Source organism: Nostoc sp. PCC 9305, from assembly GCF_963920915.1.
Classification (GTDB): Bacteria; Cyanobacteriota; Cyanobacteriia; order Cyanobacteriales; family Nostocaceae; genus Nostoc.
Genome location: NZ_CAWUDN010000023.1, coordinates 56,923 through 79,502 on the forward strand (window position 1 = coordinate 56,923; position 22,580 = coordinate 79,502).

At 42.4% G+C, this 22,580-nt stretch carries 21 protein-coding genes; 12 read left to right on the plus strand and 9 right to left on the minus strand.

Annotated elements, in window-relative coordinates; all coding sequences use genetic code 11:
• Positions 1-203: 203 nt before the first annotated feature.
• The 3 genes from ACM0OX_RS11150 to murI all read left to right on the plus strand — a co-directional run bounded on the left by ACM0OX_RS11150 (position 204) and on the right by murI (position 5,506).
• Positions 204-2,084 (plus strand): N-acetylmuramoyl-L-alanine amidase, encoded by a 1,881-nt coding sequence (locus ACM0OX_RS11150; RefSeq protein WP_414514923.1) that lies wholly within the window; start codon positions 204-206, stop codon positions 2,082-2,084.
• Positions 2,085-2,593: 509 nt separating this feature from the next.
• Entirely contained in the window at positions 2,594-4,510 is a 1,917-nt protein-coding gene (locus tag ACM0OX_RS11155) for an N-acetylmuramoyl-L-alanine amidase (RefSeq protein WP_414514924.1), read from the plus strand.
• Positions 4,511-4,639: 129 nt separating this feature from the next.
• Positions 4,640-5,506 carry a glutamate racemase gene (murI, locus tag ACM0OX_RS11160; protein ID WP_414514925.1) on the plus strand — a complete coding sequence of 289 codons (867 nt, stop codon included), beginning with the start codon at positions 4,640-4,642 and terminating at the stop codon, positions 5,504-5,506.
• 72 nt (positions 5,507-5,578) lie between these two features.
• Here the strand turns inward: murI and ACM0OX_RS11165 are convergent, their stop codons facing one another.
• A complete protein-coding gene (locus ACM0OX_RS11165; protein WP_414514939.1) occupies positions 5,579-5,731 on the minus strand; it encodes a hypothetical protein in 153 nt (50 codons plus the stop codon).
• Between the two features lie 968 nt (positions 5,732-6,699).
• On the opposite strand from ACM0OX_RS11165, the gene sds reads away from it, so the two are divergent.
• Complete coding sequence (gene sds / locus ACM0OX_RS11170; RefSeq protein WP_099100053.1) at positions 6,700-7,671, plus strand: solanesyl diphosphate synthase; 972 nt, start codon at positions 6,700-6,702, stop codon at positions 7,669-7,671.
• A gap of 556 nt (positions 7,672-8,227) precedes the next feature.
• Here the strand turns inward: sds and ACM0OX_RS11175 are convergent.
• Positions 8,228-8,701, minus strand: a complete 474-nt coding sequence (locus ACM0OX_RS11175) for a hypothetical protein (RefSeq protein WP_414514926.1) — start codon at positions 8,699-8,701, stop codon at positions 8,228-8,230.
• 204 nt (positions 8,702-8,905) lie between these two features.
• On the opposite strand from ACM0OX_RS11175, the gene hetZ reads away from it, so the two are divergent.
• The 3 genes from hetZ to ACM0OX_RS11190 all read left to right on the plus strand — a co-directional run bounded on the left by hetZ (position 8,906) and on the right by ACM0OX_RS11190 (position 13,744).
• A complete protein-coding gene (gene hetZ, locus ACM0OX_RS11180; protein ID WP_094352496.1) occupies positions 8,906-10,111 on the plus strand; it encodes a heterocyst differentiation protein HetZ in 1,206 nt (401 codons plus the stop codon).
• Positions 10,104-11,081, plus strand: coding sequence for a PatU (locus tag ACM0OX_RS11185; protein ID WP_414514927.1), 978 nt, complete (start codon positions 10,104-10,106; stop codon positions 11,079-11,081). The genes hetZ and ACM0OX_RS11185 overlap by 8 nt, the downstream gene beginning before the upstream one ends.
• 359 nt (positions 11,082-11,440) lie before the next feature.
• On the plus strand, positions 11,441-13,744 hold the full coding sequence (locus tag ACM0OX_RS11190; protein ID WP_414514928.1) for a DUF3488 and DUF4129 domain-containing transglutaminase family protein: 2,304 nt from the start codon (positions 11,441-11,443) through the stop codon (positions 13,742-13,744).
• A 28-nt stretch (positions 13,745-13,772) separates the two neighbouring features.
• Here ACM0OX_RS11190 and ACM0OX_RS11195 read toward each other — a convergent pair whose 3' ends face one another.
• Positions 13,773-13,946 carry a hypothetical protein gene (locus ACM0OX_RS11195; protein WP_414514929.1) on the minus strand — a complete coding sequence of 58 codons (174 nt, stop codon included), beginning with the start codon at positions 13,944-13,946 and terminating at the stop codon, positions 13,773-13,775.
• Positions 13,947-13,951: 5 nt separating this feature from the next.
• Positions 13,952-14,626, minus strand: a complete 675-nt coding sequence (locus ACM0OX_RS11200; RefSeq protein WP_414514930.1) for a hypothetical protein — start codon at positions 14,624-14,626, stop codon at positions 13,952-13,954.
• 249 nt (positions 14,627-14,875) lie between these two features.
• Between ACM0OX_RS11200 and ACM0OX_RS11205 the strand changes: the two genes are divergently transcribed.
• The gene (locus tag ACM0OX_RS11205) at positions 14,876-16,210 is read left to right on the plus strand and encodes a hypothetical protein (protein ID WP_414514931.1); all 1,335 of its coding nucleotides are present in this window, start codon (positions 14,876-14,878) and stop codon (positions 16,208-16,210) included.
• Between the two features lie 151 nt (positions 16,211-16,361).
• Here the strand turns inward: ACM0OX_RS11205 and ACM0OX_RS11210 are convergent, their stop codons facing one another.
• From ACM0OX_RS11210 to ACM0OX_RS11220, 3 genes are read right to left on the minus strand one after another with little or no spacing between them, the layout of a single operon-like run.
• The gene (locus ACM0OX_RS11210; protein ID WP_414514932.1) at positions 16,362-16,781 is read right to left on the minus strand and encodes a response regulator; all 420 of its coding nucleotides are present in this window, start codon (positions 16,779-16,781) and stop codon (positions 16,362-16,364) included.
• Complete coding sequence (locus ACM0OX_RS11215) at positions 16,765-18,153, minus strand: DUF3370 domain-containing protein (protein WP_414514937.1); 1,389 nt, start codon at positions 18,151-18,153, stop codon at positions 16,765-16,767. Before ACM0OX_RS11215 ends, ACM0OX_RS11210 begins: the two co-directional genes overlap by 17 nt.
• A gap of 31 nt (positions 18,154-18,184) precedes the next feature.
• A complete protein-coding gene (locus tag ACM0OX_RS11220) occupies positions 18,185-18,706 on the minus strand; it encodes a peptidase C15 (protein WP_334837925.1) in 522 nt (173 codons plus the stop codon).
• A gap of 58 nt (positions 18,707-18,764) precedes the next feature.
• Between ACM0OX_RS11220 and hisH the strand changes: the two genes are divergently transcribed.
• Entirely contained in the window at positions 18,765-19,400 is a 636-nt protein-coding gene (hisH, locus tag ACM0OX_RS11225; RefSeq protein WP_094352505.1) for an imidazole glycerol phosphate synthase subunit HisH, read from the plus strand.
• Positions 19,401-19,484: 84 nt separating this feature from the next.
• Entirely contained in the window at positions 19,485-20,030 is a 546-nt protein-coding gene (gene rsmD / locus ACM0OX_RS11230; protein WP_414514933.1) for a 16S rRNA (guanine(966)-N(2))-methyltransferase RsmD, read from the plus strand.
• Between the two features lie 169 nt (positions 20,031-20,199).
• On the opposite strand, the gene petG is transcribed toward rsmD, so the two are convergent.
• Positions 20,200-20,313 carry a cytochrome b6-f complex subunit V gene (gene petG, locus ACM0OX_RS11235; RefSeq protein WP_063721252.1) on the minus strand — a complete coding sequence of 38 codons (114 nt, stop codon included), beginning with the start codon at positions 20,311-20,313 and terminating at the stop codon, positions 20,200-20,202.
• A gap of 209 nt (positions 20,314-20,522) precedes the next feature.
• Between petG and ACM0OX_RS11240 the strand changes: the two genes are divergently transcribed.
• Together ACM0OX_RS11240 and ACM0OX_RS11245 are read left to right on the plus strand one after the other, a co-directional pair.
• On the plus strand, positions 20,523-20,897 hold the full coding sequence (locus ACM0OX_RS11240; RefSeq protein WP_099100046.1) for a c-type cytochrome: 375 nt from the start codon (positions 20,523-20,525) through the stop codon (positions 20,895-20,897).
• Positions 20,898-21,551: 654 nt separating this feature from the next.
• Positions 21,552-22,316 (plus strand): peptidylprolyl isomerase, encoded by a 765-nt coding sequence (locus tag ACM0OX_RS11245; RefSeq protein ID WP_414514934.1) that lies wholly within the window; start codon positions 21,552-21,554, stop codon positions 22,314-22,316.
• Positions 22,317-22,361: 45 nt separating this feature from the next.
• Here ACM0OX_RS11245 and ACM0OX_RS11250 read toward each other — a convergent pair.
• Positions 22,362-22,580 (minus strand): hypothetical protein (locus ACM0OX_RS11250; RefSeq protein WP_414514935.1); only part of this gene is annotated, 219 nt, incomplete at its 5' end.

The following is a 22,580-nucleotide window of genomic DNA, read 5'->3' on the forward strand; positions in this document are numbered from 1 at the left end:
TTCTCCACCTGTAAAGGTGGAAGGTTTCGCATGGGGATTTAAACTTAATTTGAAACCCGATAAATGATTTAAGTGTGTCTAAATATCGGCTTAAAAATCAAACAAGGGATTCAGAAGTCAAGTTTAGGTGGTGGTGTGATGATGATTTACCAATGAGTTGAGATATTGACGGCTCCCATGAATGTGAATTAGGAGAAAGGACTGTGAAATTACATTGGTTACTAGCCAGCACTATTGGAACTATCTTCATGCTATCGTCGCCAGCAATGGCCGCGAGACTTGAATCTTGGCGCTTTGATGCCAATCAAAATAGGCTGGAAATTAATACTGTGGGAGCAGTTCAACCCCAAGCACAACTAATTTTCAACCCAACTCGGCTGGTAATTGATTTACCGGGAACTACATTTGGTCGTCCGCAGTTAACCCAACAGGTGGGTGGTGGAATTCGCTCAATCCGTGTTGGACAGTTTGATGTAGATACAACACGCATAGTTGTCGAACTTACTCCTGGTTACAGTTTAGACCCCAAACGGGTGAAATTTGTTGGTACAAGTGGCGATCGCTGGACGGTGCAATTACCTACGCCAGAAGTCGAAAAAGTAGCTTCATCTCCTAGAAGTGCTTACAGTGTAGTTACCCCAGACTCAGAACGTCAATCTAATATTTCAAGGGTTGCTACTACTACACGAGGGGCAACTCAAATTGAAAACTTACAAGTAACAGGTGATGGGTTGTTCATTCGTACCAGTGGTGGTAATCCTCCAATTCAGGTAATTCGCAGCCGCGATCGCGCTACCATCTTCCTAGATATCTCTGGTGCATCTTTATCACCACGTCTGACGCAGCAGAGTAATATACCCGTTAACAAACATGGTATTAGCCGCGTCGAATTTACCTCATTGCAAACCCAACCTCCTGGTGTCCGCCTAACTTTGCGGGTAGATAAAAATAGCCCAGATTGGCGAGCAAGTAATAGTAACGATGGTGGTTTGATAGTTCTACCTAGTCGGATTGTCAGATTGCCTGGAAGTAATAATTCGGACAATCAGTCAGAAGCCGTTTCCTTTCCCAATAGACCATCTGCCAATAACTCGCCAGCAACAATTGAATCTGTGCAACTTGCCGATAATGGCAAACAACTGCTAATTAGAGGCAACCAACCTTTATCTGCTACGGGAACCTGGGATAGATCCTTAGGTATTTTCCGCGTCACAATTACCAATGCCAAGTTAGCTCCCAGAGTTACAGGGCCTACTTTTGCTCCCAATAGTCCCATTCTTCGGGTACGTCTGCAACCTCAAGCATCCAATACAGTGGTTGTTTTAGTTCAACCCGCAGGAGGAGTGCAAATTGGGCAACCTCAGCAAATCGGCGACCAGCTTTTGGCTCTACCAATACAAGGTTCTCGGCGAATTGTCAGCCTCCCCGGAAGACCACCCTTTGCTTTACCAGGACTACCACCGCCAAACCGCGGGCCATTCCCAGACCCGAACAATCCAAATCCTCAACAACCCATAACACAACCACAGCGCCGAGTTACCAATGGGCGAGTGGTAGTTATTATTGACCCCGGACATGGCGGTAAAGACTCAGGAGCGCTTGGCATTGGGGGGGCACGCGAAAAAGATGTTATCTTGCCTATTGGTAAGAGACTTGCTGAGATTTTGCAGCAAAATGGCGTACAGGTTATTATGACGCGGGATTCTGACTATTTTGTTACCCTTCCAGGACGGGTGCAATTAGCAGAGCGAGCGAATGCTGATGTGTTTGTTAGCATTCACGCTAATTCAGCAGGTGCTAGTCGTCCCGATGTTAATGGCTTGGAAACGTATTATTACGACAGTGGTTTGAGTCTAGCTCGCATTGTCCATAACAGTATTCTCCAAAGCCTGAATGTCAGAGATAGGGGAGTGCGGCGAGCCAGATTTTATGTCCTCAGAAAAAGTTCTATGCCCTCCATTCTCGTGGAAACGGGTTATATGACTGGTCGACAGGATATGGCTAGGCTTAGAACTTCAGCTTACCAAAATCAAATGGCAGAAGCGATCGCTCGTGGCGTTCTTCAGTATCTAAAGAGAAGATAAGTAATTTAGTCTAAATTTCTAAATTGTTGAGTAAGTACATCTAATCTTTACCATTTTTATCCAATTTAGTAGTAAAACAATTTAAGTATTCTTGCGGCGGAATAAGAGTAGCTTCTTTGTTATTGTCATTTGATACTTTGCAAGTCAACAAATTTTGGATTTTAGACTGTCCTGCGGAACGCTACGCGTAGCTTGCTTCTCCGTAGGGTACGGCTACGCTCAGTCGAACGATTTAGAATTTTGGATTTGTATCACCTACAACAGGTGTTAGTGTAGCAAGACCCTAGTCTGGCAGAAAACTAAAATCGGGAATCTAAAATCTAAAATTGGCAGTCAAATTTATATAGGCTAATGGCATGGCAAAATCAGAGGAGCGTGCTATATTTTACGCCATTAGCTGTGTCTTAAATAACAGCGTAAAACTCAAGTGTGCGCGGTGACGGTGTGAGGATTAGCCAATATGTTGAGATGTTGACGGCTCCCATAAATCTGAATCAGGAGAAAAGACTGTGAAATTACGCTGGTTACTATCCAGTACTATTGGAACCATCTTCATGCTATCGTCGCCGGCAATGGCCGCGAGACTTGAATCTTGGCGTTTTGATGCCAATCAAAACAAGCTGGAAATTAATACTCAAGGGGATGTTCAACCCCAAGCACAATTAATTTTTAACCCGACTCGTCTAGTTATTGATTTACCGGGAACCACATTTGGCCGTCCGCAGCTAACCCAACAAGTGGGCGGTGCAATTCGTTCTATTCGTGTTGGGCAGTTTGACGAACAAACAACGCGTATAGTTGTTGAACTAACTCCTGGTTATAATTTAGACCCCAAACGAGTGCAATTTGTGGGTACAACTGGCGATCGCTGGATAGTGCAATTACCTACGCCAGAAGCCGACAATGTACCGATAAGAAACACTGAGGGGCAACCAGAACAAGCTATAGCCACTGATACTTCACCCAGAACATCTACACCAACCTTCCCCCCAAGAAGTATTTACAATGTGGTGACAGCAGGTTCTGTAAATCCACTGAACAACAGACCACTGAACAACAGAATGGTTGTCGCCAAAGTGACTCAAATTGAGAACTTACAAGTCACTGGCGATGGTTTTTTTATCCGTACCAATGGTGGTAATCCTCAGATTCAGGTAAATCGTAGCAACGACCAGAAGGCAATTAACATCGACATTGCTGGCGCAACTCTATCTCCAAGTTTAGAGCAGCGAGATTTATCAATTAATCGCTATGGTGTCAGCCGTATCCAGTTCACCCAGCTGCAAACTAGCCCATCTGTTGTTCGCCTGACTTTACAAGTGGATGAAAATAGTCCAAATTGGCGAGCAACCACTAGCAGTGTTGGTGGTTTTGTGGTTCTACCCAGTCGTGGAGTCGCCCAGCTGCCTGGAGGTAACAGTCCACGTCCCATAGCACCAAGTAACACACCTGCTAACATTCAGTCTGTGCAACTGGCTAATAATGGTACACAATTGCTGATTCGAGCCGACCAAACTTTATCTGCTACAAGCGGCTGGGATAGAACCTCTGGTCTGTTCCGCATCACTATTAACAATGCTAAGTTAGCTCCCAAAGTCACAGGCCCGACTTTTAATCCTAATAGCCCGATTTTGCGAGTACGCCTGCAACCACAAGAATCCAACACTGTCACCGTCTTGGTTCAACCAGCAGCTGGAGTACAAATTGGGGAACTCAACCAGGTTGGCGACCAGCTTTTAGCTTTAGAATTACGACGCTCTAGTAGCAGCATTACACCGCCCATTGCTTTACCTCCTCTGCCATTACCAGACCAAGGTCAATTACCAAATCCCATAGATAATCCCCGTCCAATCTCCCAGTCACAGCCACGCCCCTCAGCTCCCAGAGGGAAATTGCTAGTAGTTATTGACCCAGGACATGGTGGAAAAGACTCAGGTGCCCCTGGTCTAGGGGGACTTTTAGAAAAGGATGTAATTCTGCCTATTGGGAAAAGAGTAGGAGCCATTTTAGAGCAAAACGGTGTACAAGCAGTATTAACAAGGGATGCCGACTTTTTCGTAGAACTTCAGGGACGGGTAGATATTGCCAAGCGGGTTAATGCGACTTTGTTTGTCAGCATTCACGCTAATTCCGTTGATAATCGCCCTGATGTCAATGGCTTAGAAGTTTATTATTACGAGAGCGGTTATGGTCTGGCTGAAGTAGTTCGTAAAACCATTCTCCAGGACATCGGCACTATCAAAGACCGAGGAACGCGCAAAGCCAGATTCTATGTTCTTAGGAAAAGCTCCATGCCTTCGATTTTGGTAGAAACAGGCTATATGACTGGTTACGAGGATAATCCCAGATTGGGAACACGAGAATATCAAAATCGGATGGCAGAAGCGATCGCTCGTGGCATTCTAAAATACTTACAGCAGAGGTAATATAGTACAAATTACTAATTAAAGAGGTGGTATTTAAACTTCTTTGACGCGCAGAATTTAGTGGTCAATTTGGAGATTGTCTGCTAAATTCTGTATTTTAAATCCCAAAACCTAAATATATATCTGCCTGTGTATTCATCTTCCATTTTTGAAGGGAATCTTGACGATTTTTCCGAGCGAGAACCCCAACGTGCCCCAATTGGCATCTTTGATAGTGGTGTGGGTGGGCTAACAGTACTGCGACAAATATATCGACAACTCCCCAATGAATCAATTGTTTACTTTGGGGATACAGCTAGACTTCCTTACGGAATTCGTTCACAAGCAGAAATTTTACGATTTACACGTGAAATTATTACCTGGCTACAACAGCAGCAGGTAAAAATGGTAATTATGGCTTGCAACACCAGTTCTGCTTTAGCCCTAGAAACTGTGCGCCAAGAATTCAACATACCTATTTTGGGAGTAATCCTACCGGGTGCAAAAGCTGCGGTGCAGCAAGGAAAGCGGATTGGTGTAATTGCCACTCCAGCTACAGCTAAGAGTAATGCTTATAAGCACGCTATTCTTGAAATTGCTCCCGATGTCCAAGTCTGGCAAGTTGGATGTCCAGAGTTTGTGCCACTGATTGAGCAAAACCGCATTCACGATCCTTACACTGCGGAAGTCGCACGAGGCTACCTAGAGCCTTTATTAGAGCAGGAAATTGACACCCTAGTTCACGGCTGTACCCATTATCCCCACCTTACACCAGTACTGCGATCGCTCCTCCCCTCTCAAGTCCAGTTGGTCGATCCAGCTGTTCATGTTGTGGCAGCTTGCGCCCAAGAACTAGACTTACTAGGCTTAAGAAATACTCATCTACCATTACCAACTCGCTTCGCCGTCAGCGGTTGTCCGCAACAGTTTTCCCAGTCAGGAGTGCAGTGGCTAGGCTATACCCCAATGGTTGAAGAGGTTTCCTTTACTGATATAGCTATTTCCCAACTCCAATAAAACTAATTAGTCCCTAGTCCATCGTCCTTAGTCATTTATCGAAACAAATGACCAAGGACAAAGGACAAATGACTATTGACTATTAACTGATATCTCCTGCTTGCGTTTTCCTTCGGTAGATGAAGGGAAACTTGTAGGGACAGTCCTTGTACCCGTTCGCTTCGCCAGTGCTAATAACAGGTAGACTGTGAACAAATATCCAGAGGCTAAAATAAAAATCATCATAGGTATACTTCCGTAAATCATTGTTCTACTAGCACCCTTCTAAACGAATATCAAATTCCATAAAATTAGTAGAACCTCAGCCAAGCAAGTGCATTCTTGATGGTTGTAGTTTCCTATGGTAAAATTACCTATAGAGATAAAATCCTCTACGGACAAAGAATTTACTATCTAATGCGACTTCTTGCAGACCATAGATCCCACAGCAGTTAGCTTGCCGTTTAGCAATCTAAAACTACGATTCTCAGCGGTCTACCCGATCTGCTTTATTTTTGTTCAAACTGCTGTGAAAAGAGCAATGCTTGCGCTCTACGTGCGCTGAGTACGTGTAGCGGCTTCCCATAGGGATATCACACAGCTCCAAACCAGAAGTTTTGCCTATCGTAGGAAAAATTAAAGAATTTATTCCCTTAATCTAACCGACGAATACTTATTTTAGAATCACAACACCAAGTCAGTAAAATCAACTAGTAGCTGACTTAACTTTTGGGTGCGAATATCTTACAAAATTTAAAATTCCTATATTTTAGCGTAACACAACGACCCTAAATTTTGAGCTTATTCGGCCGCTAAATTTCAAATTTTTTGAAGAGCTACACCTTAAATCTGAAGAAATTTAGCCTTATCTTTTAGCGACTAATTTAAATCGCTTAGTTTTTGTCAATAAGTAATATTGCTTAAATGATCTTTAGAACTGTGGCAAGAAAGGTAAGATGAGAGACTACTTAACACAATTTAATCTTATATTTATCCCATGTACTGAGAATTCATGTTTTAAGTTAGTTTAAAGTTTCATCTGCCACAAATTAAGTATAATTGCTTATTGACAAAAACCTTGGCAACCTTAATTATCACCCATAGACTCATAAAAATGGGATTACCTTATGAAAACTTTGCGCTGGCACAGGGTTATCTTAAAATGAGTATAGGATATGTAAACTTTCGTAACCTAAGTCAGAGTCCGCCCATCCATGACCCCAGCCACCTCCTTGTTTACCCCTGTGGAAGCAGACCTGCGACTACTAGCAGATAACCTAAAACAGCTAGTTGGAAATCGCCACCCCATTCTGTTTGCAGCAGCCGAACATTTATTCGGAGCTGGGGGAAAGCGTATCAGACCAGCAATTGTCCTGCTAATATCGCGGGCAACAATGTTAGAACAAGACATTACACCGCGTCATCGCCGCCTTGCTGAGATTACAGAAATGATTCACACAGCAAGCTTGGTACATGACGATGTGGTAGATGAATCAGACGTGCGGCGAGGCGTTCCTACCGTTCACAGTTTGTTCGGGAACCGCATTGCCATCTTAGCAGGAGATTTTCTCTTTGCCCAATCGTCCTGGTATTTAGCAAACTTGGACAATTTGGAGGTAGTGAAACTCCTCTCAGAAGTCATTATGGATCTGGCTACTGGGGAGATTCAGCAGGGACTAAATCGTTTTGATGCTGGTATCTCTATTGAAACTTACATTGAGAAGAGTTACTACAAAACAGCTTCCTTAATCGCCAACAGTTCTAAAGCTGCTGGGTTACTCAGTGAAGTCTCGCGAGAAACTGTTGAGCATCTGTATAGCTACGGCCGTCATTTTGGTATAGCATTTCAAATTGTTGATGACATTTTAGATTTCACCAGTACAACAGATACCTTGGGTAAACCAGCGGGGTCGGATCTCAAAAGTGGTAATCTAACTGCACCCGTTTTATTTGCTTTGGCGGAAAAACCATCTTTAGAAGTGCTGATTGAAAGAGAGTTTGCTCAAGAAGGAGATTTAGAGCAAGCACTAGCACTGATTCAAGATAGTCAAGGTATACAGCAGGCGCGAGAGTTAGCTGCTCACCATGCTAAGTTGGCAATTGAACATCTTGCAGTTCTCCCATTTTCAGAATCCCATCAGGCATTGATTAACATAGCTGAGTACACACTGAGTCGCCTTTATTAAATCAGTTATCAGTTCTTAAGTAGAAAGTGGGGATTTAGATGTAGGTGTGTTGTGGCTGCCGTAACGCACCGAAAAGCTGAAATGTTGTGTTGTAATAATGCTTTAACACACTAAAGCAGTTTTATATTTAATTCAATCCACTTATTTAGCAGGTAGAAAGTGGGGTTTTTCTTTGGAAGTTCTTAGGGATTTCCAAAAAATAAATTACTACTACTTGTGGAGTGAATAGTGTTTGACTGAGCGCTCACTCTAAATACTTGCCCACTTTTGGTTACTGACCACCTCACAATCCAGAATGGGATATTTTTTGATGTGAAAGTTCTTAAGTATAAAACTCTGCTTCACCAAGAAACTAAAACTTAAAAATGGAAAAATGTTCACTGATAACTATTTTTTAATCAATTTTAGGTTTTACCGAAAGTTGAGTCAGTCGCATGGTGTAACGGAAAGAAAAAATTTATTTTTTCACTGATTTAGAAAACTTTTTTCAAGAAATTTGAGATTTAAAAATTGGGATGTGGGATTGTATCTAAAAAATCCCACATCCCAATTTTTTCTATGCAATATCAGGGGGGATCGGTTTAGGCGATCGCTGTTGTCGTAACTGTTTCTGCATAAGTTTTTCTAGCTCAGTTCGCCGAACTTCGACGGTATGAGTGGTCTTACCCGGCGTCTCCAAAAAAACGATACTATCTACGGGTTCTAATGCCACCAATTGGAACAAAATATGGGTGACAGGAGTAATTTTAGCTAGCATTTGAGGGTCAAGCCCAGCAGGGGAAATTAGAGAGACATCCTGTATGGTAGGGAAAGCGTAAATCACACGCTTTTCCAATCCTGGATTAGCACGATTGCTCAACGTAGTTAAAACCCAGCTTGCCTCCGAATTTTGGAGAATATAGTACTGGGAGTAGCGTAATTTTTGAGCGATCGCTCTAAGGGCAGGAGCAATTGCTGCAACAAGATGTGGTGTCATACCATCGCGGGGTGCATTGTCAATCAGCAATTGAATTTGTGCTTCTAAATCCATAATGACTTGTATACGACTCCTGGGTAATGGCAATAACATCTATCAAGTGTGAACAATCCCATCAGAATTGGGAATAATAAAATCAGCCATATCCTCAATATAGGATTGGCCTGCGTTTAGCTTATACGTAAAACCAAACCAGCCAATACCCACAGTCGTACAGGTTGTATTTAAGTAAGTTAGGGTCTTTTGAAAACCGAGACTATGAATTCAGCCGCAACCGCAACTATTCCATCTGCAACTATTCTGGGAGAAAATTCTACAGGCGTGGAGGCGATCTTTCAACTCCTGTCCAAGGAGTTTCAGCAGTCAACTAAAGCTTCGGAACAGAATTGCCATGATGTAGCAAGACGTATCACTACCGAAGTCTACCGGATTTGTCATGAGAGTAAACGTATCCAAGCTTCTGGATCTGTAGAAAGCTCGGCGATGACCCTGGCTCGGCATCGGCTGCAACAGTGTCTCAGATACTATCAGTTGGGTTCAAATCGGGGCAGGGTCGAATTACACAGTACTTTGAGTGCAATTATTTATCGATATATTAATCCGCCTCAGAAGCAATTGAGCTATCAAGGGCGGCTGACGATCATTGAAGATTTCCTCCAGAGTTTTTATCTAGAGGCGTTGAACGCTTTCCGGCGAGAAAATCAGCTTGGTGCTACTTATCGCCCTCAGACACTCTTGGAATTGTCCGAGTATATGGCATTTACCGAGCGCTACGGCAAGCGACGCATTCCCTTACCAGGTCGTCAGCAACAGCTAATTATCCTGCGGGCGCAAACTTTTTCCCAACAGCAGCCTCCAGAAACCAGTGTAGATATAGAACAAGCCGCAGAAGGTAGCAATAATGAAGGTGACGGTTCTTGGGAAGAACCAGCAATTCACCAATTGCGCTCCACAATGGCAACGCAAGCCGAACCCGAACCCGAAGAAGACACCTTGCGTTCCGTTGTGGTTACGGAATTAATGAATTATCTCGAACAACGGCAACAATCTGACTGTGCTGATTACTTTTCTCTTCGCCTCCAGGATTTATCAGCACAGGAAATTGAATCGGTTTTAGGTTTAACTCCTCGTCAGAGAGATTATTTGCAGCAGCGCTTTAAGTATCATTTGATTCGGTTTGCCCTGTTGCACCGTTGGGAATTAGTTCATGAGTGGCTGGAAGCTTCTCTACACACAAATTTGGGCTTAACTCCCCAGCAATGGCAAGTATACACAGCACAGCTGGACAATAAGCAACGGTCTTTATTAGAGTTGAAGCAACAAGGACAAGCTGATGAAAAAATAGCAAAAACTTTAGGGCTGTCAATGGCACAACTGCAAAAACGATGGTTTAAGATTCTTGAGCAAGCTTGGGAAATTCGTAACTCATTAGTTTCCGGATCAGGTGCATCTACTCATGAATAGTGACTCAGAATCCTTACAACACCGGTGTCTCGATTGGTTGTTGACAGATGATGTCAAAAATAACGAGCAATCGGTAGAATGTGAGGAAAATGACGGGGTAAAAAAACTCCTCAATGAAGCCACTGCTTCAAAAAGCAGTGAGCCAAAATTGGGAGGAACGCCCCAGACCTTTCAATTGGGAGAAATTCCTACTGTGCAAGATCGTTTTCAAGCTGTCCTTAAGAATCGGTTACAAATCCAAGCTCAAGAGCACCCACCGTTGTTTCCCTGGGAAACACAATTAGTCGAATATCCTGATTTTGTTGATGAGCCTTCAATGACACTCGTTCCTAGCTGGGGATGGATGGTACAACAGTCAAAGTTGACCTTGCCAACCCGCTTACCGGAAAGAGTTTTCCAGCAATTGCTAGAACAATGTCAGGCTTTAGTGACATCTTCAGTGCCATTGGGGGCAAAATTAGTTCAAGTTGTGGAGAACTTTTTTCCCAATGAGTCTCAAGCACTAAATGATATAGCTGGATTGGTGCTAAGAAGCACCTATCGGTCCGCAAGTACTCTGGAGACAATGCCTGCTATTCAGAGCGATTACTCAGATTTACAACCGCGTCAACAGATGGCTTTGTCGTTGCTAGCAGCTAAACAACTGTTGGAAAATCTGACTCTGCCGGTTTCAGCAACCAGTCCGGTAGTAGAAAGACAGTGGCTAACCAGTGTTGGTGCTTTGAACATCAGAGTAGAATACCAGTCTCTAGGTAAACTTACGAAGTTACTTGTTCAAGCTGAGTTACCTGTTAAAGGAACTTTGACGCTGCGAGGAAGTGGCACTTTAGCAATGACAACATCTTCGACTTCGGGATACTTAAATGTAGAGTTAGGCTGCGAGCAACTTAACCCAACTTATACCCTGGAAGTTGAATTTCCAGAAATAGACGAACAGTCGTTGTTGTTTGTGATTAATCCCACGATTTAATTTAAATTTCCACCGCTAGCACACTATGTCAATCAACGCCGATATATATTAAGAGGATTTTCCTGGTTTTGAAGCTCATCCTATTTTTCAACAAGCGGTCATTAGGGTGTCTACGAGAAGCAGTTATTACAAAGACACAGGGACGCGAGAATATGGGGACATGGTGATATTGAGAAAGTATTTGATTATTTCTCAATTCACCGCATCACCCATTTCTCGTGTATCTCCATCTCTACCCCCTATCCATAATTAATTTTTTTTTTGACACAGTACCAGGGTAGGCAATTACGTCCCCCGCATTGTGTTTTTTGCATCTACATCATTGCTTCTACTAGACTCAAATGTTTAACTTATCCAGGATGAATCGGTTTTGGCGTATCCCTGTAGGTAATTTCTGGCGGCAAAATCCGCAGGGGTCGCCTTTGATTGAAGTGGAAGATTCAATTTTTTTGCGGGTGCTGGTGCTAGCGTTGGTTATTTTGGGGATTGTGGCGACGGATATTGCCGCTGAGACTTTATTCAGTTTTTGGGCGTTACCCCTGAGTGTAGTGGGTGCAATTTGGAGTTATTATCGTCGTCGCGATCGCAATATTGCAATTCAATTCTGTATCGCCATCGGCATGTTAGTAGCACTGGGTGCTTTCTTTGGGCGATTAGTCGGAGAGTTGAATGATACGCGCTTGGGTTTGGCAGAGTTATTAATTCAACTCCAGGTGTTGCATAGCTTTGATACACCCCGCCGGAAAAATTTGGGCTATTCGATTGTTATCGGACTGATTTTATTAGGTGTGGCAGCAACCCTAAGTCAGACTTTAGCATTTGCACCTGTGTTGCTGTTATTTTTAGCGATCGCTCTGCCAACTCTAGTACTAGATTACCGTTCACGCTTGGGTTTGCAGCCATTAAAAACTCAAAAGGAAAAATTCAATCAGAAGAATTCTTCAAGTCTTAATTTTAAATTTTTAATTCTAACTTTTTTACTAATTGTCGGTCTGGGGCTGGCAATTTTTGCTGTTTTACCCAGATTTCCGGGCTATCAATTACGGAATTTTCCTGTAAGTTCTGCTATTCAAGTAAAAAGTAATTTCACAGGCCGTAGTATCATTAATCCCGGTTATGTCCGTCAAGGTAAAGGTGAAAATCAAGGCAGTGGTAGCGGTGGTACAGGACAAAATAAAACTGGTCAACCAGGTAAAGTAGATAATAATTTTTATTACGGTTTTAATAGCCAAATGAATCAAAACCTGCGGGGCGAGATGAAACCCAAGGTTGTCATGCGGGTGCGATCGCAAGCTGAGGGTTTTTGGCGAGTATTAGCATTCGATCGCTATACAGGTAAGGGATGGGAAGTTTCTCGTAATGAAAATGTGACGACTGTTAGACGATCGCCTTGGTCTTACCAAATTTTTCTTTCCCCATCTGTACTCACTGCTAAAACCCAAGAGGTAGTACAAACTTATACAGTGGTGTCAGATTTGCCTAACCTGATTCCGGCGATGACTTATCCCAAAGAAGTTTACTTTCCAGCACCAGTGATCGCTGTTGATAAAGAAGACGGATTGCGATCGCCTGTAGAATTATCAGAAGGTTTTACCTACACAATAATTTCTGAAGTACCATACCGCGATCGCACTTTGTTAGGTGAAGCTTCGACTAAATATCCCCAACAAATTACAAAGCATTATCTGCAAATTCCTCCCGAAATTGCTGAAAAAGTCCGGCAACGTACCGAAGAAATCCTCGCTAACTACAATCAAGAAAAAGTCGCAAAGTCTGCTAAAAGCCTGGATTCACCCTACGAGAAGGCTCTCTACTTAGCTCAATATTTAAAGCAACGCTACTCTGTTCCTCAAAATCCTTTAGAACTACCTTATTTGAGTGAAAAAGAAGACTTGGTAGAAACTTTTTTGTTTAAGCAAAAAGGAGGCTATCCAGACCACTTCTCTACAGTTCTTACAGTAATGTTGCGTTCCATTGGTATTCCAGCGCGGTTAGTAGCAGGGTTTAGTGCGGGAGAGTTTAATCCATTTACAGGGCTGTATGTTGTCCGTAATACTGACGCTTATGCGATGACGGAAGTGTATTTTCCGAAATATGGTTGGTTTGCCTTTGACCCTATTCCCAATCATCCTCTGATACCACCTTCAATTGAAGACACTCAGACTTTTAGTGTGTTGCGCCAATTGTGGCATTGGGTTGCTGGCTGGCTACCTTCTCCGCTGACAGGTTTGTTGAATAATGTATTTGAGACAATATTTAAATGGGTGATTAGAGCGATCGCTTGGTTTTTAGCTTTATTCTCTCAAGGTTGGTTTGGCCTATTAACTGGCTTAATCTTGACAACTACAGCAGCTTTCTTCGGTTGGCTGGGTTGGGGTCAGTGGCGAGAGTGGCGCAACCGTCGATGGTTAAAGAAATTGCCAGCGATGGAAAGCCTTTATCAACAAATGCTGCAATGGACAACCCAAAAAGGTTTAGGCAAACATCCAGCACAAACACCTTTAGAGTATGCCAGAGTCTCATACCAGCATCATGCTCTAGCAACTGCTGAGGTTATAGATGAAATTTGTCAAGCTTATGTTAGCTGGCGTTATGGCGGTCATACACCTAACTTGCAGCGATTGCGACAAAGATGGCAAGGTTTGAAAAAAGCTGCTAAGTAACTTATCAATGAGTCCTCCTGTAGAAAGGTTATCTATTCGGCAACCTTTTTGATAAATTGCGACGTATAGCACTTTTCACAATTCCTGAAATATAAATTGCTCCTTCAGAGCGTCTGATTGGCTCGTGGTTCTCGTTCTTCGATACTAAAACTACTTCTCCTTTTTCCCTGCTATGACGTTTAACTAAAGTCTCATCATCCACAGAAACTATAACAATCTCTTGCTTCTATTCAAGTATTCTTCAAACAATTCAAAAAATTTCTGTAGTGCCTCATCCTCGTCTACAGAATAGAAAATAATTATCTTAGACCATGACTGACCTGAGTTAATTCCATATTTTTCTTCAACCCATGATTGAAAACCTTCAAATTCCCTTTCTGGTTCAGTTGGAGGTACGCCAACTTCTCTTCGGGCAAAACTATATCCTCGCAAAAGCATATCTAGTCTAGTAATTGAACTAGTTCCTAAATACATTGCTGGTCTTTTTTTTATAGCACCTAGAATCTCCTTGTAAATATCAAACCGAGGAAACATCAAATCCTGACGAAGCCTTAAAATGTCTTCACTTTCTTGAATTTTTGAATGATTTTTCTGTTTTATGAATTTTTCAAAGAGTTCAAAAAATTTATAGAAAGCATTTCTTTCACTACGAAAAAGAAACAGAATTATTCCAGCCCAAGATTTAATAACATTAGTTTCTGCTATTTCTTGCATCCACTCATCAAATCCTTCCATTGGGTAGCCTTCTGGAGTTAACCCTAAGTCACCTAGTTGACTTAAATACCCACCTACAAATAAATCAAGGCAAGTAATTGATGGCTTATCTATGTATATGACTGGGTTATCTTTAATCTTTTGGAGAAGTCTAGTGAGATTACTCATAATGATTACCTAACATTAAGGAAACAGTATCCTGATTTACGAAAATCGTCTCCTCGATATAGCTTACTCGGATATACCAGGTTATTCATCCATTGCTGCTTTTCAAGTCTGTCAGGACAATGGTTGTCAAAAACCTTAGTTCGCGCCGCTATTCTGCTAAGTGTGCATCTCCATAAATCTAGCTATTGCTAGATGCTGAAATTCTCTCAAAAGCTATAATCTACATCTGTTGCACCGAGAGATTAACTTGTGGATGTCATATTAGAACGATCGCACGAATTAAAACAAGCCTTAGTTGATTTTGTCCTTGATGCTGAAGGCGAACTGGCACAAGCACTGGAAACTTATGCCGCAGAACAGTTGCGCCGTGGAAGTGGGGATAATACGCAGCAGGACTTAACCATCGATAGCTTTTTGACAGCCGGGAAAGTCGGCGATAAGTCTCCATTAGAGTTGTTTATCGAAAGCCATCCAGATTTAGCAGAAAGCGATCGCAGCCTAATCAATAGTTGGCATCATAGTTTTATTGGCTTATTTGCCATAACGAATATTCTAGCTGATGGCTTTGAATTGACGAATTGGCTAACAGATAAACACTACATTGTCAAGCCAAACAATACTCAAACATTACAGGCAATATCTCGGTTGAAAGTCGGAGAAATCTTGCTAACTCGCATTTCTCCCGTTACCGAAAGCTACTGGATGTTTTCTGGCCCTTACACAATAATGGGTAAATTAGGTAAACCAAAACTTGCTGTAGCAATTGGTAATTTCAAAGAAAACTATAAAAGTAATCTTTACAGCGATGCTCCAGACTTACTAGAAGAAGCTTGGCAGTCAGTAGAAAAGTATCATCAGCAGTTTGTGGACTTTTTTGGCACTGATGAAATCACACTACCTGGATACCAGCTTAATAAAAGAATAGCGGAATTTCAAGAAGTAATTACTGAAAAAACCTTTGCAGCCGCAGGAATTGATACTTCTAAATCTCTGGCTGAAGTGGCAGAAGCAGCTGGAATTGGCGACGAAGAAATAAAAGCAGCCGCACAAGAATTTGGTGCTGATTCCAACGTAGTCTCTGAGATGTTTAACAACAAAAGCGGCAAGAGCAAAATGGTTATGCCAAAGGTCGATTTACCTGCTGACCTCAAGAAAGCAGAACAGGTAACGGCTCTTTCTCATCCCCAGTGGGGACAAATGTTTTTACCAACATATAGTAAGGTACAAGCAATCTTATCGGCAGAAGACTGGCAAAGTGTTCAAGGGTCTGAAAAATTAATTCGCTACTACCTTGAAGATAAAAGTATTAATGCTTTTATTTGGCATCGATTAGCGCAGCAGTATCCAACTCAATTAGAAAATGTGTTGCGAGCATTTTTGCAACGTCCAGAGTTTAGGCTTGCAAGTGACTTGGATACACTTTTGCAAGAATTCCACAAACCTATTGAGCCAGAGTTGCCAGACATTGCCAGTGTACCCATACATTTGCACAACTTATTTCAAGAAGCCTTAGGAGAAGTTAACAAATCTAAGCCCAAGGGTAAAGGGCAACAAAAGCCAGCAAAGGGTTTTCAACGAGGTTAACAAATATATGCAACATTTTACCCTACTCACTTAGGGTTCTATGGTTTCCTTTCTTAAAATCGTTTTTAGGAGTGTATAGCTAGCTGTGCGCTCCCACAGAGTATTGTGTGAAATCACGATCGCAAACGAGATCGAGGCTAGCTAGTTATATTTACAGATCGGTAGATAACAGGTGAACAATCTCATCTACAATTTCTTTTGGACTCTCAAGCTTGACTAGAAATCGATTAAAACCAGCATTCAAAGCCTTATAGCTTGATACTTCCCGTGTATAAGAAGTGATAGCGATCGCAGGCAATTGTCTTAAAAATTGGCGAGAATGCACTCGAATTTGCTCAATTAACCAATTTCCATCATGTTCGGGCAACTTCATGTTGCACACCAGAATATCGGGATGAAGCGATTCAACTAAGGCAAGAGCTTCTTCTGCATCGGTTAAAGCCATTACCTCTGCACCAGCTGCTTCCAAAATGAAGATGAGCAAATCTGCAATATCTGGCTCATCCTCTACCAGTAAAATCAAGATTCCAACAAGCGGCTGGAGCAAATTTAATTCAGTTTCTTGATTCATTTTTTGATCGAGGTTCAGCTTGAGTTGAAACTGTTAATACTTGCGGTGGTGTAGCATCCGGCGGATAGAGAAAGTCTACTTCTACCAAAGAGCGATCGCCAGCTTTCATCTTTAATAAAACTAACGGTTCCCCTGGTTGACCTCTCTTTTGCACTAAATGCAAAAACTGAGTTTGTGGCTGATTTTGGTCATTTTTGTAACGTACCTGCACTGTCCCTCGGAAGAATACTTGAGGAGCAGGTGTACTCAAAAAGCGTAACCCTGGTTTGACTAACCGATCTTCCTTGATCGGTGTTTGTATCGACACACTAACAGTTTGAGGACTTTGAGTATTGTTGTATAGCGGCAACTTCAGATTATATTGAATTCCATAGTTGCCATGAGCGCGATATGCGGTGTCAGGATAGCGCACTAGCATAGGCGCACTTTGAATTTGACCAGTTCCTAATGTACCGCCATGCAGGGTACTCAGAGCGTAGGAAAACACTTGACCAGGCTGGGGAATAGTTAGATACCTAGCTTTAGGCTTATCTACTAATAAGGCTCTCCATCGCGAACCACCAACCACTCCCGCAACACGCCCATAAATTCTTGGCTTGCCAGTTTCCTCTAAGGGAGTGGGAGTTTTATCTCGCGGCCCAGCTAAATCACCATTATCTAGTAAATTCTGCCACTCTTCTAAAGTAGGCGATCGCTCACTGCCATCAGGATTCTCCCGTGCAAACATCGCTAGGCTAGCTGCATAGACAGTGCCATCACTTTGCAGTCGCATGAATGTAGACCGACCATTTAGGGGTGGTGTCAATCCTTGCACAGGAATTGGCAAATTGAGTAACATCCGACTTTGCTTTGGTGGAATCTCAATTTGGGCAGGGAAAATCTCTTGTCGCACTCCCCGAAGCACATCAGACATGACGCGATCGCCTGGCCCAGCAAAAACTTTACCTAAAAGGTTTTGGCTAAAGGATGGTAACTGAATAAATGGTGCATCCGGTTGACTCAAATAACTCGCCGCCTGCCAAATATTTACCTTCACTGTTTCCGAACTAGGGTTATGTAAAATTATCCCTAAATAAAGAGAACGTAAATTTTCTGCTGGTTCAGCCCTCGCAACGTGATGGGCAAAAATATCAAATCGTCCCCGAAAAGGAAAATTCAGATGCGCTGTTGGCACTTTTTTCCCATTTGGTGGAAAGGTAGAAAGTAAGATTCCTTCCTTCAAAACCAATTCTGGACTATTGCTGTTAAACGTTGGCACTGTATCCAACTTACCTGGTAAAGGTCGTACTTCTTGTGGTTGTACAACTTCTTCAGGTGGTAGCGTGGCAGGAGTTAATTGGGCTATCGGGAAAATTAGTAACAATGGCAACATATACTTAGATATTTCTTTCACCATACAGACATTAACAGCTTGATGAAAGTGCCAGTTTGTTAATAATTAATACGAAATCGGCAATAATCCCCATCAAATTTTCTTGATTTAGAACCGGAACGTGGACAAAAATACAACGTGCCGTGAGTTGATTTTGGCTTAAGTAGTCCAACACTGAATAGTAAAGACCCTCGCAAACAAATTTCCCACAGTCGTGGCTAATCTGAATTTTTTCTGCTCCCACCACCAATTTTTCTAAATCAACTTCTGTCTGTAAAATACTTTCTCCACAGCTAGCAACTGCTTCCACACTTAATTGTGTACGGCTTGCAGCCATGCCACAACAGATGATGTAATCAGGTTGGATTGCCTTGATTTTTTCCATTACCTGAGTACTAGCAAGTTGCACATCTACGGGTAACTGGCGTAAAAAAGTTAAGTCATGTGGTATCAACTCAAGTTTGGTAACTTCAAGTAATAAATCATCAGAAGAATTTGACTGTTGATCTTTTAGCCAAGTGTCAAAAGAAGTTAATAGAATTCTTTTCTTCATAACAAATATTATTTAGAATAGAAAAACCCTCCATAATAAATTTACAAGGAGCAGGTAAATGCCAGTAATTGCGGTCGTAGATTATGAGATGGGAAATTTGCACTCAGTTTGTAAAGGCTTGGAAAAAGCTGGGGCAACTCCTAATGTTACTTATTCTCCAAAGGAATTAGAGCAGGCAGATGCTATAGTCCTACCGGGAGTGGGAGCATTCGATCCAGCAGTGCAACACCTGCGATCGCGTGGTTTAGAACAACCTATTAAAGAAGCGATCGCATCTGGTAAACCTTTTTTGGGAATTTGTTTAGGATTGCAAATTCTCTTTGAATCAAGTGCAGAAGGTACTCAACCAGGACTAGGAATTATCAAAGGAAAAGTGCGGCGGTTTCGTCCCGAACCTGACATCACTATTCCTCACATGGGTTGGAATCAACTGGAAGTTACTCAACCAAAAAGTATTTTGTGGGAGCATTTACCGTCAGATCCTTGGGTGTATTTTGTCCATTCCTACTATGTTGACCCAATAGACCCGCTAATCCGTGCAGCAACTATCACTCACGGTACTCAAACCGTCACAGCTGCGATCGCCCATGAAAACCTGATGGCAGTACAATTTCACCCTGAAAAATCCTCTAATATTGGATTGCAAATCCTGTCTAATTTCGTTGCTCAAGTCCGCGAAAAAATTCCTGCCTAATATTCTTTTTGTCATTTGTTCTTTGTCTTTTGTCTAAAACTAATGACCAATGACTAATAACTAATGACCAATGACTAATAACCAATGAGCCTGAGAATTTACGGTAATCGTCAGCTAAAAACTTTACCAGGAAAAGAAACTAGACCCACTAGTGCGCGAGTCAGAGAGGCAGTCTTTAATATTTGGCAAGGAGAAATTGCAGGTTGTCGCTGGCTAGATTTGTGCGCCGGTACTGGTTCAATGGGCGCAGAGGCTTTGTGTAGAGGAGCCAGCCTAGTAGTGGGAATTGAACAATCGAGCCGAGCCTGTGCCACCATCCAACAAAATTGGCAGCAGTTAACTAATGCCGACCAGGAATTTCGGGTATTGCGGGGAGATATTACCCAGCAGTTAAAGACTTTATCAGGTAAACAGTTTGATAGAATCTACTTCGATCCACCTTATGCCAGTGGATTGTACCAGCAAGTATTAGAAGCGATCGCTCACCATCAATTTTTAGATCCTAGCGGCGAAATGGCAGTTGAACACGCCTCACAAGGTTGGACACCGCCAGAGATTCCCGCTTGGGAAATTTGCCGTCAGAAAGTTTATGGCAAAACATCACTTACTTTCTACAAAAATGTGGAATGAGAGGAGAGGGAGAATATCAGAGAGCAAGGGGAAATGAGGCAGCAGAGGAAGCAAGTAAACAATTATTATTCCCCCTCATCTTCCTCATCCTCATCATCTCCCCCACTCAAAACTCAGCACTCCCTCATCCACCCAACTCCAAACTCAGCACTCAAAACTCAGCACTCCCTCATCCCCCCAACTGATTGGGGCGCTTGTATTGCTTATATGCAGCGTAAAAAAGTCCGGCGAGAGTTACGAAAACTAGACCAAGGACAATACCTGATAGCAGGGGTTCAACCACTGTAAATCTCCTTTTTGTAATTATTAAATATTCGTTGCCTGTTTTTGATTTTACCAAATTTCGTATGAATCCTGCGCCCTACAGCCTTTTGGAGGGTGACTGTCCACAAAAAAATAGTCTTCTGTGCTTGCAGACACAATCAAGAACTTTTAAGCTATGTGTAGGAAATGAAAACTTTTTAGCACACCTAGACTTTCACAGCAAACCTTTTGGATAACCAGATTACCAAACCTGAAATTTTGATTCAGCGGATCGTTTTATTGACGCTGGCTATACTGCTAGCAGTCCCTTTGGGCTTTTTTGGTGTTCAGTTGGTTCAAGCCTCCGATCCATACGTCAAGAGCGTTCTATCCCTAACAGGAAACCCAGTTCAAGGACACGCGATCTTCCAAATTAACTGTGCTGGTTGTCATGGCTTGGAAGCAGACGGGCGAGTGGGGCCCAGTTTGCAAGCTGTTTCAAAGCACAAGTCTCGGTATGGGCTGATTCACCAAGTGATCAGTGGCGAAACACCGCCAATGCCAAAATTCCAACCTAGTGCTCAAGAAATGGCGGATCTTTTGAACTATTTAGAGTCGTTGTAGACCTAAGAATTTTTGGTTGTAGGATACATACAATACCCTTATGTAAAAAGGCAGAATAGGATGCATGCCTTTTTACACCTCTGATAAATGTAAAGAGATCCCTAGATACTCGATAGCGATCGCACAGTGTCTCGTAGAGACGCTTTAGCAACGTAGGAGCGTTGCCCTTGGCACATCACGCCTGCTCTACTTGAGAAAATTAAAATTCCAAACACTTAAGTGCGAGACGCTGCGCGTAGCTTGCTTCCCCGTAAGAGTACGCGTACTAACGTCCTTAATGTTTCCCCTTATCTACCAAACGCTCTTTTGAGGTTGGGAGAAGAATCGCGACACTAATACCACTGTGCCTCTATACATAATAATAGAAACCTCAAAATAGCCTAGCTCCATATGATAAACTTCGTCTTCTAAAGTCGTAGTGGCGAGAACTATTTTTGGTCTTTATCTTTACATTCGCTAGTATTTGCGTAGAATCTTTGATAAAAACTCATATAAACTGTATATTTTTAAGTATGTTAGCAAGTAACTATTTAATTATTGCGAAAGTGAGGTTAGTATATCTAACTCTGTAAAATTAAGGTAAAAGCTCCTAGTAAATGGGCTACGGTATAGCTTCTTTAACAGACTAAATATTCTTGAGATGCCCGAAAGCTAATGACTGAAACGATCCAAATCGGTAATCGTACAATCACAGCTAGTGAACTGATTTCCTTACTGGCAAGTTACCAAATGCTGCCACAGTTGCAGCGAGAATTGATCATTGATGAGGCAATAGAGCAAAACTCGCGCTCCGCCAAAATTGCAATAGAGTGTACACCAGAGGAAGTAGCCCAAGCTAAACAGCAGTTTTACGCCGAAAAACAGTTCAAAAATGAAGAAGACATCCAGGCTTGGATGGCACATCAAGGGCTGAATCCAGATCAACTAGAAGTTATCACCACTCGTAAGCTGAAAATTGAAAAATTCAAGCAAGCCACTTGGGGTAATAAACTGGAATCTTACTTTTTTCAGTCCAAGGCAAAACTGGACAAAGTAATTTATTCCCTACTACGAACCCAGGATGTGGGAATTGCCCAAGAACTATACTTCAGGATTCAAGCAAAAGAAAACTCTTTTGCTGATTTGGCGCGGGAATACTCACTCGGACCAGAAGCCCAAACTGGTGGCTTGGTAGGTCCGATTGAACTGAATGCACTACATCCGATAATGGTGCAAATGCTCTCTAGCACTCAACCAGGTCAGATATTGCCCCCTACCCGTATCGCTGAATGGTTTGTAATTTTGCGTTTAGAAAAATTTATTCCAGCACAACTGGATGAATTTATGAAAATGCGTCTGTTGAATGAACTCTTTGAAAATTGGCTACAAGAACAGCAAAAGCAAATCATGTCTGCACCACAAGCGGAGGGGGATACGTGATAGGCGATAAACCTTTAACCAATCGAATACCGTCTAATCCCTCTTTCAAGAAACCAAATTTCCTGAGTGCAGAGGAATAAGCTCAAAACCAAAAGCCTGGGCTTTTTTGTGGAGGTTGTTGACCATTCGCTCTCGGTAAAGCTGCTCATAATAATCCTGCCAGGATCGGTATAATCTACTCGTTAGCCCGTCCTCAAGGCACGCACAGCACACACAATGATGTTGAGAACCAATATCAATACCAGCAGCATTAGGATGAATCGG